The sequence below is a fragment of the Flavobacterium sp. AK-345 genome (assembly GCF_058310175.1).
This window is the reverse complement of record NZ_JBZEER010000002.1, coordinates 561,110-576,975: the sequence shown is the minus strand read 5'-3', so window position 1 is coordinate 576,975 and position 15,866 is coordinate 561,110. Positions and strand designations below refer to the sequence as shown.

Annotated in this window: 8 protein-coding genes; 4 read left to right on the top strand and 4 right to left on the bottom strand. The window is 36.2% G+C overall.

The window, feature by feature from the left end:
* The first annotated feature begins 12 nt into the window (after positions 1-12).
* Genes AC4FQ3_RS06595 through AC4FQ3_RS06580 form a run of 4 tightly spaced genes read left to right on the top strand, consistent with a single transcriptional unit; the run spans position 13 to position 10,531 of the window.
* Positions 13-717, top strand: coding sequence for a hypothetical protein (locus AC4FQ3_RS06595; protein ID WP_491181328.1), 705 nt, complete (start codon positions 13-15; stop codon positions 715-717).
* Between the two features lie 11 nt (positions 718-728).
* The gene (locus AC4FQ3_RS06590; protein WP_491181327.1) at positions 729-7,607 is read left to right on the top strand and encodes an Ig-like domain-containing protein; all 6,879 of its coding nucleotides are present in this window, start codon (positions 729-731) and stop codon (positions 7,605-7,607) included.
* Positions 7,608-7,667: 60 nt separating this feature from the next.
* The gene (locus tag AC4FQ3_RS06585) at positions 7,668-8,576 is read left to right on the top strand and encodes a PorP/SprF family type IX secretion system membrane protein (protein ID WP_073392832.1); all 909 of its coding nucleotides are present in this window, start codon (positions 7,668-7,670) and stop codon (positions 8,574-8,576) included.
* 2 nt (positions 8,577-8,578) lie between these two features.
* Positions 8,579-10,531, top strand: coding sequence for an OmpA family protein (locus AC4FQ3_RS06580; RefSeq protein ID WP_491181326.1), 1,953 nt, complete (start codon positions 8,579-8,581; stop codon positions 10,529-10,531).
* A 179-nt stretch (positions 10,532-10,710) separates the two neighbouring features.
* On the opposite strand, the gene AC4FQ3_RS06575 is transcribed toward AC4FQ3_RS06580, so the two are convergent.
* The 4 genes from AC4FQ3_RS06575 to AC4FQ3_RS06560 all read right to left on the bottom strand — a co-directional run bounded on the left by AC4FQ3_RS06575 (position 10,711) and on the right by AC4FQ3_RS06560 (position 15,865).
* Positions 10,711-11,634 carry a glycoside hydrolase family 16 protein gene (locus AC4FQ3_RS06575; RefSeq protein ID WP_491181325.1) on the bottom strand — a complete coding sequence of 308 codons (924 nt, stop codon included), beginning with the start codon at positions 11,632-11,634 and terminating at the stop codon, positions 10,711-10,713.
* 50 nt (positions 11,635-11,684) lie between these two features.
* On the bottom strand, positions 11,685-13,076 hold the full coding sequence (locus AC4FQ3_RS06570; RefSeq protein WP_491181324.1) for an endo-1,4-beta-xylanase: 1,392 nt from the start codon (positions 13,074-13,076) through the stop codon (positions 11,685-11,687).
* 133 nt (positions 13,077-13,209) lie between these two features.
* A complete protein-coding gene (locus AC4FQ3_RS06565; protein WP_491181323.1) occupies positions 13,210-14,331 on the bottom strand; it encodes a hypothetical protein in 1,122 nt (373 codons plus the stop codon).
* Positions 14,332-14,341: 10 nt separating this feature from the next.
* Positions 14,342-15,865 (bottom strand): RagB/SusD family nutrient uptake outer membrane protein, encoded by a 1,524-nt coding sequence (locus AC4FQ3_RS06560; protein WP_491181322.1) that lies wholly within the window; start codon positions 15,863-15,865, stop codon positions 14,342-14,344.
* Between the last annotated feature and the right edge of the window lies 1 nt (position 15,866).

The window sequence follows — 15,866 nt, the reverse complement described above, 5'->3', positions numbered from 1 at the left end:
AAATTTTCACTTATGATCAGAAATATTTATTGGAAATACATCTGTTCCAACCTTAGAAAACAGTTAGTCTGTTCTTTATTTTTAATCTTATTTATACATCAATCTCAGGCTCAAAACCAAATCAATGGTGAAATTAAACAATTTTATGCAGTGATTTCATTTGATGAAAAAATGAATTTTGGACATTTTGATTCAGATGTATCTTGGAAGATTACAAATTCTCAAAACAACATTAATGTTTCTTTGCAGGGTAATGAAATTAACGATTATGTATTCCAGCAGGCCGGAGATTATGAAATAAATTTTACGGAAAACAGAAAGCATAATCCAGATGAATGCAATCATCCGGCAATGCCCGAAAAAGTACTTGTGAAAGTGCAGCCTGTTAAATTGGTTTTCGATTTTTCTAAAATTCAGTTTTCTGAGAAATTGCAAAAAGGGAGAAACTATTCAGATTTAATAATTACTGTTCCTGCAAAAGTTATATCAAAAGATAATTCGATCACAAAATTACCTGCGCCGGGACTGTCAGTTAACGGTATAGGAGTTGCTTTAACAGCTAAGCCTGTGAATACCGAGATTGTCTTAAATAACAAAATTCAATTATTGAAATATAAAATTTCAGGAAAAGCAGACAAAGAAGCTTATCTGATGTTTGACTTCTATGATTTCAATAATCAGGTGCAGACTTACAATCTTTCTGAGAAAATAAAATAATAAGATAACTTATGATAAAAAACTACTTTACACTAAATAAAATATTGAATTTCAAAAAAACAATCTTCTTGTTTTTTTTGTTTTTTATATTCAATCAGGTTTCCAATGCCCAGTGTTCGACGCCCATTGTTGGATGCTCAAATACTGATTTATCGAATTTTGGAAGCGATTCAAATAACAATGCAGCCACTATAGAGTATGATAATTTTGTTTCTAGTTTTCATACAACAGTAGTAAGAACTTCAGATGGTTCTTTTCAGGTATGGGGAGAAGATATTGGAAATGACGGACTTGCAGATGTACTTTCGCCACTAACAATAAATGTAGCAAATTTTCCTGCTTTAACAACTGCAACGCCTTTAAAGGTCGGATTAGGAAGTATTTCTGCGAATAATGTTCAGGGTATTGTTTTAGCTACAGATGGTTTGTATGCATGGTCAAAAGAAGGAATTGTTCTTGACGGGTCAATTACTTCAGGAACTGCTTTTCAAAAAATTACTATTGGTGGAAATGCAAATGGTTTACCAACAGGAGTAACTCCAGGAGATGTTAAAATGCTGTTTGCAACCTACAAGACATTAGCCATTACGACCTGTAGTGGAGATGTTTGGGTAATTTCACAAACCGCAAGTGTTCGCGGTAATGGGGGAGCAGGAAATGCAACCACCTGGTATAAAGTTACAACTGATGGGACAGGTAATCCATTTTTAAGTGATGTAGTAGTCTGTAGAGGAAATTATGACGGACTTATGGCTTTAAAATCAGATGGTTCAGTCTATGTGTGGGGAGTGAATGTATTATTAGGAGATAATACAGCTATAATTCCGAGCCAGACAAGAGCTATACAAATGGCACTGCCTGGTGGAACACCAAAAATGATTGGTTCATCTGGAAGTGGTACTGAAAGATCCTATTATATTTTAGCGACCGACGGTAACATGTATGCTGTAGGTGAAAATACAAACAGACAATTGGGAGATTGGACAACTATTGATAGATTAGGATGGGTTCAGCCCCGATATACATCTGTTACGGGCCCACTTATGGAGAATATGGATGATATTAAATGGTTCAGCGTACAGGAGCATGATAATTTATATGGCAGTGTTAACGTGATTAACAGCAATAAAAATTTATATGCTTTTGGACAAAGTAATAACTTTTTGCTTGGTACTGCTTCAGATCCAAGTAATCCGTCAATTCCAGCCGGACTAACCGTTGCAGATAAAATTCTTGCTGTTGAAACAGGAGGGCATACATCAATGATAGTTAAAAGCTGTCAGACTAATTTTGGTTATGTTGGTCATAGAATAAGAGGAAGTATGGGTAATGGTTCTAATGGTACCAGTGACGAAAAATCTTATAATTTTGCTACTGCAGCTGTACAAATTTGCGGTGCAGAGTCAAATCCTGTTATCCAGCCTATCTCAACAGGAGGAGGACCTGGTTCAAAATACTGTGTTGGCGATCCTGTTTTGCTAAATCCAACTCCCGCCGGAGGTACATTAAGCATAGTAAGCGGTCCGGGAAGCCTTACAGGAAATACTTTGAGTTTTACATCAGCCGGTAACGTAGTGGTTCAATACTCCGTAACCACCGAGTGTGGAGGTACTTCAGTTACTACTAAAAATTTTGAAGCGGCTCTTTGTCCTATAGATTTAGAGGTTACAAAAACAGTTGATAATATTAATGCAAGTGTTGGTAATAATTGTGTATTCACAATTACGACAACTAATAAAGGACCTTATAAGGCTACAGGAGTTAACGTAAATGACGTTCTTCCTGCTGGTTATACTTTTGTAAGTGCAACACCATCAGTAGGAACATGGTCAGCACCAAATTGGACTGTTGGCAGCCTTATTAATGGAGAAAGTGCCACCTTATCAATTGTAGCTACAGTTAATGCTTCAGGACCGTATGCGAATACGGCTATTATTTCAGGTAATGATCCTGATACTAATTCTGCAAATAATACAGCAACTGCAACACCTGTAGTTGATACTAATCTTTTGGTAACCAAAACGGCAAGCACTGGTACACATAATGTTGGGGACAACGTTACATTTACTATCACAGCTTCTAACTCAGGACCAAGCAATGCTACGGGAGTTAAAGTAACCGATACACTTCCGGCAGGTTATACCTTTGTAAGTGCAACACCTTCAACAGGAACATGGTTAGCACCAGACTGGACTATTGGAAATCTTGCCAATGGAGCCAATACAACACTTACGATTATTGCAAAAGTAAATGCTACTGGTTCTTATGCCAATACGGCCAGCATTACAGGAGAACAGAATGACCCAACACCTGGAAATAATTCAGAATCTGCTACGCCAACAGTAAATCATGCACCAGTGGCTACTGACGATGATCTTAGTGCTTCTCCTTTAAATGAAGATGGAGCTAATGGTACAGTAAATGTACTTTCTAATGATACTGATCCAGATGGTAACCCGATTGCTCCCGTAAATGGAGTTGGGCAATTTACAGTAGATTTAGATCCTGCTTTGCCAGGTATTCAAACAACGTATTCTGATGCTAAAGGTGTTTGGACATTAAACACATCTACAGGAATTGTAACTTTTAATCCTGCAGATAATTATAACGGAACAGCAATAATAACTTATACTTTATGTGATCCTTTCGGATTGTGTGATAATGCAGATATTACTTTTGTTGTGGCAGCAGTAAATGATAATCCGGTAGCGGTAGATGACGTTTATACTGTTGCAGAAGATGCTACGGTAACTTTAAATCCATTAGCGTTGGATTCGGATCTTGATGGCGATACATTGAGTATCACTTCAATTAATGGAACAACACTTACAGGTGGCGTACAAACAATTACCGTTACTAACGGAACAGTAAATATTTCAGCTGCAGGCGTGATTACTTTCACACCATCGGCAAACTTTAATTCAGCTACGGCTATAAGTATTCCTTACGTAATCAATGATGGTCATGGCGGAACTGCTACTGCAAATCAATTAATTACAGTAACGGCAGTAAATGATATTCCGGTAGCTGTAGATGATGTTTATACTGTTGCAGAAGATGCTACAGTAACCTTAAACCCATTGGCGTTGGATTCGGATCTTGATGGCGATACGTTGAGTATCACTTCAATTGGTGGAACAACACTTACAGGTGGCGCACAAACAATTCCTGTTACAAACGGAACAGTAAATATTTCAGCTACAGGCGTGATTACTTTCTCACCATCGGCAAATTTCAATTCGGCAACGGCTATTAGTATTCCTTATGTAATTAATGATGGTCATGGCGGAACTGACACGGCAAATCAATTAATTACAGTAACGGCAGTAAATGATAATCCGGTAGCTGTAAATGACGTTTATACTGTTGCAGAAGATGCGACAGTAACTTTAAACCCATTAGCATTGGATTCGGATCTTGATGGCGATACGTTAAGCATTACATCAATTAATGGAACAACACTTACAGGTGGCGTACAAACAATTCCTGTAACAAACGGAACAGTAAATATCTCCGCTGCGGGCGTGATTACTTTCACACCATCGGCAAACTATAATTCGGCAACAGCCATTAGTATTCCTTATGTAATTAACGATGGTCATGGCGGAACTGCTACTGCAAATCAATTAATTACAGTTACGGCTGTAAATGATAATCCGGTAGCGGTAGATGACATATATACTGTTGCAGAAGATGCTACAGTAAACTTAAACCCATTGGCATTGGATACGGATCTTGAAGGCGATACATTGAGTATCACTTCAATTGGCGGAACAATACTTACAGGAGGAGCACAAACTATCCCTGTAACTAACGGAACAGTAAATATCTCAGCTGCAGGTGTGATTACTTTCACGCCATCGGCAAACTTTAATTCGGCTACGGCTATCAGTATTCCTTATGTAATCAGCGATGGTCATGGTGGAACTGACACGGCAAATCAATTAATTACAGTTACGGCAGTAAATGATAATCCGGTAGCGGTAAATGATGTTTATACTGTTGCAGAAGATGCGACGGTAACCTTAAACCCATTGGCGTTGGATTCGGATCTTGATGGCGATACGTTGAGTATTACTTCAATTAATGGAACAACTCTTACTGGTGGCGTACAAACTATCCCTGTTACAAACGGAACAGTAAATGTCTCAGCTACAGGCGTGATTACTTTCTCACCATCGGCGAATTTTAATTCGGCAACGGCTATCAGTATTCCTTATGTAATCGGCGATGGTCATGGCGGAACAGCTACAGCAAATCAATTAATTACAGTTACGGCTGTAAATGATAATCCGGTAGCGGTAGATGATCTTTACACGATAAACGAAGATACTACAGTAACCTTAAACCCATTAGCATTGGATTCTGATCTTGACGGCGATACATTGAGTATCACTTCAATTGGCGGAACAATATTGACAGGTGGCGCACAAACTATCCCTGTAACAAACGGAACAGTAAATATCTCAGCTGCAGGTGTGATTACTTTCACACCATCGGCAAATTTCAATTCAGCAACAGCCATTAGTATTCCTTACCTGATCAGTGATGGAAAAGGCGGAACTGCTACAGCAAATCAGCTTGTAACAGTAAATGCTGTAAATGATAGTCCGATTGCAGCTGATGATATAAATACCCCAATTTCATCAACGGCAGGAGCGACAGCCCTAAACGCATTAAGCGCGACAGATATTGACGGAACGATATCAAACTATACAGTTTTAACATTACCATTTCATGGAATTTTAGCATTAGCAGGAGTTCCGGTTACCGTAAATCAGATTTTGACGCCTTTAGAAGCAAGCATGCTTACTTATGAACCAAGCGGAACATTTACAGGCAACGATACCTTTACTTTTACGGCAACAGATGACCTTGGTGCGATAGATTTATCAGCGGGAACAATTACAATTCCTGTTGGAAACAATGCACCAGTTGCAAACGACGATACTAATGCTGGTATTCCGTCAACAGCAGGAGCAACAGTGATCAATCCTTTAACAGCAACAGATACCGATGGAACTGTTGTAAGTTATACAATCCTGTCATTACCAGCTAATGGAACTTTAGCATTATCAGGAACACCAGTAACGGTAAATCAGGTATTAACACCTTTAGAAGTTAGTATGCTTACATACGATCCTAGCGGTGCTTTTTCAGGGAACGAAACTTTTACTTTTACAGCAACAGATAATAACGGCTCTATTGATGCAACGCCGGCAGTAATAACAATTGTGGTTGAAAAAACAATTTTGAATGCCGTAAATGATCCGGTAAATCCTGTAGTAGGAATTGATAAAACAGTTACAATTGTAAATGTATTTGATAATGATACTTTAAACAATAATCCTTTAATACCTTCAGATGTTGATTTACATGAATTGACCCCTGATCCAACAGGAACAATTACATTAAAACCTGATGGAACTGTAGAATTGATTCCAAATGCTCCGGCTGGAAACTATACTTTAACATACGAAATTTGCGAAAAAGCGAATCCGTCAAACTGTAGTCCTGCTACCGTTTCAGTTTCGGTTGTAGCCCCTACTATGACAATAACGGCAAATAGTTATTGCGATAATAATACACCGTATGTTTCTTATAATGTTGTTGCAGATAATTTTACACCAACAGGATTATTAACTATTAATTGGATAGACAGCGCTAACAACATTGTGGCAACCCAAAATAATATGCCATTAAGTGGTACTGTTTTATGGCCGGGAGCAGTTGTTGATAGTAATAATAAACCAACAGACTGGCCGGGATGGGTATTAGTAAACGGACAATGGACACAAGGAAATGACGGGTTTGAATTAACAAGACCTGCTGTTACTATGCAGTTTACATTAAACCCTACACAATCTGTTGTCGTTAATTATCCAGCAGCAGCAGCTGGTTGTAACGCGATGCCAACATTCGGAATTCATGCAGGTAATGAAGATGAGGTAACTCTTGCTGACGGACTTAATGGTTCATTAGAAGTAATCAATGTTTTAGACAACGATACCTTAAACGGTGTTCCTGTTAAACCTTCAGATGTTATAGTAAAAGGTATTGACTGGCCAACAGGAATTACCCTTAATAATGATGGTACAATCAATATAGCACCAGGTACAAAAGGAGGAGAACATACACTAACATATCAAATATGCGAAGTAGCCAATGGATCAAATTGTACTACTGCCACGGTTAAGATTTTTGTTGAAATTCCTGCAATTGCAATAGTAAAAACAGTTGTATTGAATGATGATAATGGAAATGGATTTGCCGAAGCCGGAGAAACTTTAACCTATAATTTCGCGATAACAAATAAAGGAAATGTTGCTCTGGAAAAAATAATGGTTTCAGATCCTTTACCTGGAATTGTTATGAATGGAGGCCCTATTAATCTGGCGGTTGGTGAAACCGATAATTCTTCAATAACAGGAACTTATACTTTAACTCAGGCAGATGTCGATTCCGGAAGCATAAGCAATCAGGCAACGGCATCAGGTACGACGAAAAGCGGAATAATTGTTTCGGATAAATCAGATTCTAGTGATACTGAAGGAGATAAACCAACTATTTTAGAATTAGGCGGTTGTGTGATTAAAATCTTTAATGCTGTTTCTGCAAATGGAGATAATCAAAACGAAAGATTCTACATTCAGGGCTTAGAATGTTATCCTGACAATAGCGTACAAATCTTCAACCGTTGGGGAGTTTTAGTATTCGAAAGAGAGCATTATAACAATGCAGACATTGCTTTTAGAGGTGTTTCAGAAGGTCGCGCTACTATTAAAGACTCAAACGGATTACCTGAAGGTACTTATTATTACATCATTAGATATAAAGATAAGCAATCTAACCTACAGCAAGAGGCTGGGTATTTATACCTTACCAAGTAACATACTATACAAATTAAATGGCTTAGTGAAAGCTAAGCCATTATTTTAAAAATAAAATAAATGAGAAAATTAGTTTTAGTTTTATTGTTTTGTTCGGTTGCAAGTTTTGCTCAGCAAGATGCGCAGTTTACACAATATATGTATAATACCATTAGTATAAATCCGGCTTACGCGGGTTCAAGAGGAGTCATAAGTGTTTTAGGACTTTATCGTACACAGTGGGTTGGGTTAGATGGTGCACCCGAAACAAGCAGTTTTTCTGTAAATACACCTGTAGGTAATAATGTAGGACTTGGAGTTTCATTAGTAAATGACAAAATTGGTCCTACAAATGAAAACAACATATCAGCAGATTTTTCGTATTCTATCCCAACATCGGCAACAGCCAAACTTTCTTTTGGTATAAAAGGATCAGCAAATTTATTCAAACTTGATCCCACAAAGTTAAACCCCGAAAATCAGGGCGATCCGCAATTTCAGGATTTTAAAAATAAATTTTCACCTAATGTTGGTGCTGGTGTATACTTGCATTCAGACAAAGGATATGTTGGTTTATCGGTACCCAATTTTATCGAAACAAATCGTTACGATGATAATGAAACTGCAATTTATAAAGAGCAGATAAATTACTATTTGATTGCCGGATATGTATTTAATCTGGATCGTTATGAGCAAATAAAGTTCAAACCAGCAGTTTTGGCCAAGATGATAGAAGGTTCACCGTTTCAGGTTGATGCTTCGGCAAATTTTATGTTTAATGACAAGTTTGTTGTTGGTGTTTCGTACAGATGGAGTGCTGCAGTAAGTGCACTGGCCGGATTTCAGATCACAGACAGTTTATATCTGGGTTATGCCTACGATCGCGAAACAACTAAGTTAGTGAACTACAATTCAGGATCGCATGAAATATTCCTGCGTTTCGAGTTTTTGAATAAGTATAGCCGAATAACATCACCAAGATTTTTCTAGTCATGAAAATAAAAAATATAATTTATACCGTACTAATGTCTTTTTGCTTTTTTAGCGGAATGGCTCAAAAGGCACTTTTGCAAAAAGCAGAAAAGCAATATGATAATTATGCCTATGCAGATGCAATTTCGATTTACGAAAAGCTTGCCGTTAAAGGATATAAAGACGAAAAAATGTTTCAGAGATTAGGTAATGCTTATTACTTTAATGCCGAATTAACAAAAGCAGTCGTTTCTTATGATGAACTTTTCTTTCTGAATCCCAAGCAGGAACCCGAATATTTGTACAGATATGCACAGTCTCTTAAAGCAGTAGGAGATTACGCTAAAGCGGATAAAATGCTCGACGAATTCAATAAGAAAGTAAATACAGATACCAGAGGAATTTTATTTGAAAATAACAGAAATTATTTAGAGCAGATAAAATTAAATTCTGGCCGATTTGATATAGTAGATACCAATATTAATACAGAACAATCAGATTTTGGAACTGCTGTTTTAAACAATAACCTGATATTTAGTTCGGCACGTAAAATTAGAAAGAAAGAAGGAAAGACTTTTTTATGGACAAACAGAGCTTTTACAAATTTATATACTGCAGCCATTCAGCCAGATGGTAATCTTGGGACTCCGGTTTTGCTGGATACAGATGTTAATTCAAAATTTAATGAATCGACTCCTGTTTTTACAAAAGATGGCAAGACGATGTATTTTACAAGAAATAATTTTTTGGATGGAAAACGAGGAAAAGACGACAAGAATATTACCTTATTAAAACTGTATAAGGCTAGTTTCTTAAATGGTAAATGGGATAATATTACAGAATTACCTTTTAACAGCGACGCTTATAGTACAGCTCATCCGGCGTTAAGTTTAGATGAAAAGAAATTATTTTTTGCATCGGATATGCCGGGAAGTTTAGGTCAGTCTGATTTATACAGCGTAACGATTAATAAGGACGGAGCATTTGGAAAACCAGAAAATCTGGGACCCAATATTAATACGGAAGGAAGAGAAACTTTTCCTTTTATTTCAGGAGATAACGAATTGTACTTTGCAACCGATGGACGTCCCGGACTTGGCGGACTGGACATATTTGTTTCGAAAATACTGGACAACGGAACTTTTGACAAAGTGCAAAATATCGGTGAACCGGTAAATACCAAATTTGATGATTTTGCTTTTATCATTGACAGTAATACGCGTAATGGATATTTTTCTTCTAATAAAAAAGGAGGAATAGGCTATGATGATATTTATAAATTTACCGAGACAAGAAAATTAGTTTGCGAAAGAACTTTAAAAGGAACTATTTATGATGGTAATTCTAATACTGTTTTAGAAAATGTAAAAGTAGTTTTGCTTGATGAAAAGCTTCAGGTTTTAGAAGAAGTACTTACAGGAAAAGACGGAAGTTATTCTTTTAAAGTTAACTGCAGCAAAGCATATACTGTTCGTGTAATTGGAGAAGGTTATCCAGTAAAAGAAAATCAGGTTACGATCTCATACGCTGTTGATAATAAGTTAGATTTTACTTTAGAAAAAGAAAAAACAGAAATTAAAGAAGCAAAACCAATTGCAATTGGAACAGATTTGGCCAAAACGCTAAATATTTCAATGATTTATTTCGATTTAGGAAAATGGAATATTACAGATAAAGCAGCAATTGAATTAGAGAAAATATTTGCCGTAATGCAGGAATATCCAAAAATGAAAATAGATATTCGTTCGCATACAGACAGCAGATCATCTGTAAAATCAAATATGGTTTTATCTGATAAAAGAGCAAAATCTATTATGGCGTGGCTTGTAAAAAAAGGCATTTCCGCAAATCGATTAAATGGAAAAGGATATGGCGAAAGCAAATTGCTTAACAGATGTAAGGATGGTGTAAAATGTAGTGAGGAAGAACATCTCTTAAACAGAAGAAGCGAATTTTTAATAATATCCATGTAATTTTAAAACAGCCCAATTCGAAAGAATTGGGCTGTTTTATTTTGGTACAAATTATTTAAAAAGAATAAGTCTGGTCTGAAGTACAATCCTCAATATCTCCTTTGACAATAGCAAAGCATATACATAAAAAAAGCTTCAGAGAAATCTGAAGCTTTTGTATTACTGATTGCGATATAATTTTAGATTGGTCTTTTGTAAACCGTTACATCATCTACCCACATCATTACAGATGAAAATAAGTTAATTTTATTAGGATCTATAAAATTAGAGTCTTTAGATCCCACATTCATATTGAAAATAATCGAATGTGTTCCAAAATTATTAAAATTTAGATTGGCTACACTACTGTTTGTATACGTTGCAACAGTTACATTGTCAACCTTTATGGTTACCGTTACGACATTGTTTTGCATTTTCCAGAAGGATTCATATAAGTGCCATCCGTTATTTCCGTTTAGATTAAAACTACCGGGATAGTTTCTTTCGGCAGCGTTTCCTAATAAGTTGTTTCCGGAAGAAGTTCCATAAAAAATATTTGAAGTATAACGGCTCGCATTTGGTGCAAAAGAGTAACCTTCCAGAATATCAATTTCTCCCTTAGTTGGCCATGCGTTTTGCTGTACAGACCAAAAGGCCGGCCATGCACCGTAAGTATCTGAGAAAGATTTGTAGGTTCCGCCATCCATCGCTATTAATTTAATATTAGCAGAAAGCATATACTCTGTATTGTTTTCCGGTTTGTATTGGTAATGAGAAGAAATGAAACCAGATTGATATTTGGTAGCACTTAACTTGGTTGTTTTGATTTCTAAACATTGTTTTCCATCCCTCCATTGTGTGGTAGGTACCGAACTATTATAGTCACAATACCAGGAATTATAATCCGCTCGTTGTTCTTTTGTCCATTGTGACAAATTAGAACCTACATTGAATGTGTCTTCAAATTGTTTCACCCAGGGTGCAGCGGCTATTTTGCCTGTACTTGGAGCCGTATTTACACTTGACAATTGCTCTTCTGCCAATACAGGATTTGTACTGTCTGAGCAGGATGCAAATCCTAAAGCACAGGATAATGCTAATGATAATAAATTTAATTTTTTCATAATTTTTTGTGGTTATATTAATAGTATAGTAAAGTATTATGCTTTAAAATTTAATCTAAACCTTCCAGAAATCCGGTATGCGAACTTTTGATAGCAAAATTAGAGTCATACAATAAAGGCCAGTCATTTCCAACATGGTTCAGATCTGTACTATACGGAATCCAGGATTCATTATCCTTCATTCCCCAAATCGTTAAAGCGTATTTATTTGCTGCCGGAATTGCATTATAGATTTTTACCATTTCCTTGTATTTTGCTTTTTGGGCTAACCTTCTTTCATTTGTAAAAGTAGAGATGTCATTAAATGGATTGACCTGAATGTCTAATTCTGAAACGTGAATTTTCAGACCTTTTGAGACAGCTCTGTTAATATCTGTTTCGATTTGAGTTTTTGTTGGGCTTAAATAAGTATTATGCATTTGAAAACCAACACCATCAATAAGGTTACTTGTTTTTAGATCATCTATAATGCTAAAAACTTTATCTTGTTTTGGGATATTGGCAGACGTTGCATAATCATTATAAAACAATAATAAGTTGGTGTCACCTGCCGCAGTTGCTGCATTTCTTGCCCATTGAAAACAATCTTTTACATAATTAGGACCCATTCGTCTAAGAAAAATAGTATTTCTCATATTTCCTCCATTGTCATCTACAGATTCATTAACCACATCCCAGGATTTTACTTTTCCGGCATAATGCGTAACAACATCTGTAATGTATTTTTTTACTTCTGCAGCAAATTCAGCATCAGTACCTGAAAAATCGGTTAACCATTTTGGTACTGAATTATGCCATACTAAAGCATGACCGTGAACATTGATACCATTTGAATTTCCGTAAGCAACAATTTGATCAGCCACCGTCCAGTTATAAACACCGCTTGCAGTAGAAATTTGATCCATTTTCATTTCATATTCAGCAGAAATACTGCTAAATTCATTTTTCAAAATGATATCATAAGGGCTTCCGCTGGTTAATTGCGAAGCCTTTATTGCCATACCAACAAAAAATGGATTTGCCGCCTTATTGACTTTTACTTTTAAGAAAGTAGGATCTTCAGGAATACCGTTAGACCCGGTAGTTACAACACTAATAACATTTGAATAATCTGAAATCTCTGTTTCTGATTTGGCTCTTACTCTGTAATAATATTGCGTGCCTCCTGTTAAACCAACTACAACTTCATTTAAATCAGTCACTTCTTTTGCATTGTAATTGGACACAAATGCTGTAAAATTTTCGGTTGTAGAAACATCCAAAAGGTAGCTTTTAGAATTGGAAACATAATTCCATTTAGCTTTAAACCCATTGTCATTCACATCTTTTGGTGCGTTTGCAACTGGATTTTCTAAAGTTTCAACAGTTTCATTGTCATCTTTAGAACAGGCACTTAAAAAAAGGAAGAGACTGCTGAGCACTAGTAAAAATTTAATTTTCATACTGTTTTTTTATTATAGAATATTCTGGAATACTCTTATTATATTTTCTTTATTATTTATGATATAATTTGCTTTTATAAAGAGGCTGCTTTTGATAACAACCTCTTTTTTAGTTAAAGCATATAATCCTCAATTATTCGTAACGAATTTTAATATTGTCAAATTTTATCACACTAGGATTTGGCGTATCACTCTGTACAATTCCTACTTTGATTTCATTAACTTTAGAAGCGTCCAGCGTAGTGGCAGGCAATCCAAACCCATAATTATCTTTAAAATCAGCTAAGGTTATGGTTTTTGTTGTCCAATTTGTATCGGTTACTTTAAAATTATAACCATAGTCTTTACCATCAATAGTGTTTAATTGTATGGCAAATTGAGCGCCTACGACATTGGCACTTACGTCAATATCTATAAAAGTTTTTGCAGCATCAGTGTTTGATGCACTTAGAAAGCTAGTTCCCCCTCCGGCGCTGCTTCCGTTGTAACCGTTGGCAGTTGAACCAGTCCATGCAAGTGTTGCGTAATTACCTGTTGGGCCACCTGTAGTATTTGCGTTAAAACTATCGATATCGCCATACGAATTCCAACTCGTTCTGACACCGTTTCCGTCAAAATCAGACACGATAACAATAACTTCCGGAGTAACAGGAGGAGGAATCTGTATTACTTTTTTTGCTATACCTCCCGGCGTTGTAAGTATTAATTCTGAGCCAAAGACTGCATCTTCAGGCACACCGATAATAATTGAAGAAGATGATTTTGAAGTATAACTTATTGCTTTTCCGTCTAAGGTTATCGAAGAAATATTATAAAACCATGTACCTTCAATTTCAAGCGGAGATCCCGGAGTTGCTATTTCAGGAATTGTTTTTGTAATGGTAGGTACAGGCTGTAAAATTTCAATTTCTTTTGTAAACGAACCAGCAGCAGTTTCAAATGTAATGGGTTGTACACCAAATCTGCTTCCTAGTTTGTCATCAAAGGGAATACTAAAAATAAACGCTTTATCTGAATTATGATTAGGATTAAAACTGATATTGATTTTATTATCCAGCGTAATCTTTTTTAATCCCGCTAAACCTTCACCTTCGACCCTAACTTTATTTAACGGAAAAGCCTGATTAAGTAAATCTCCGGGTTCAGCAACCATTGCGTCTATAGTTGCAACAGTATTATTATCATCATTTTGGCAAGCTGTAAAAGAAACCAAGGCCAAAAGAATTATAATTCTATATTTTATTTTATTGATCATAGTATAAAAATTAATTGAAGTTAAAAGGAACCGGCGCTTCTAATAATGATGGATTAGTATCAATAGCAGATTGAGGTAATGGCAATTCAAAATAATTGTTTCCCGGAGTTATCTTTCTGGAAACCAATTCTGTTCTGGCATCATCAGAATAAAAACCAACTTCCTGCTGTGAAATAATTGCTGTAGCTTCAGCAAGGCCGCGGCGTTTTAAATCAAAGAAATATTGTCCTTCAAGTGCAAATTCAACTCTTCTTTCATTAAACAGATCATCTCTTGTAAGTATTGTTTTAGCTGGTAATCCGGCTCTTGATCTCACTTCATTAAAAGCGATTAAAGCATCTGCAGAAGTAGTAGAACCTGCTCCGGCCAAAATCGCTTCGGCATGCATTAATAAAACATCAGAATATCTTAGTATAATCGTGTTTTGTGATGTTCTCATAAAAAACACATCGTTTCTTTCGGCTGCAGAACCTACAATGTATTTTCTGAAATTAGCTCCTGTAGAAGAAAGGATTTTTTTGTATGTGAAACCACCTTGATTTTTTAATAATTCAGGATAAAAGTCACCATCAGTCATAATCGTGTTCTTTTTTCTGGTATCCTGTGGCTCAAATCCAGCTTGTAGTGAGATAGAAGGCAGGTAAACTCCCCAGCCGTCACCACCACCGGTTATTCCTGTACCTCCCGGAACTATATAGGCCTGATTGGTGTTTTGTGTTCCCCATTCTGTAGCAATCGCTTTCCATTGCAGGGCAAACATACTCTCTGCGCTGTTATTATTTTCAGGGCTGCTAAATAAGTTTCCGTATTCCTGGATTAACTTATATTGGTTTCCAATAATTTGCTGGGTTAAGGCTAAACTTTCTCCGTATTCATTTAAGGTTAAATGCACTTTTGCAAGAATACCCATAGCGACATATTTGGTAACATACCCTTTTTTTAATGGTTTTTCAGGTAGATTTTCAACAGCATATTCCAAGTCCTGTTTTATAAATTTATACACATCAGCAACAAGATTTCTTTTTGGCTGTGCAGCAGAACCTGCTTTACTAATAATAGGCACAGCACCAAAAGTTCTCACGAGATAGAAATAAGCATTGGCTCTCATGAATCTGGATATTGCAATCGCTTTTTTATAAGATGCTTCTGGCAGTTCGCTTTTTCTTTCTTCAACCAGACTCATTAAATTATTGGATTGATCGACAACCGAAAATAACGAAACGTATCCTTCTGTCAGGATTGGGTTTTGCGAGGTTACCTCGGCATCTTTAAATTGCGCATAAGCACCATCAAACGAAAAAGCATTTCCCGCATACATATCTCCTACAGCAATCAGGAATTTATCATTAAAAGTAAACCACGGCTTAAAGTACAAACTCTCAGCGATTCCGTCAAAAGCGGTAACTCCTTCGGGTAAATCGCCCGGAGTTAATTGATTTTCAGATGGTGCATCCAAAAAATCATCTGAACAGGAAAATAAAGACAGCAATGGTATTAGCATTCCCATCATAAAAAGTTTAAAAAGTTTTTTCATA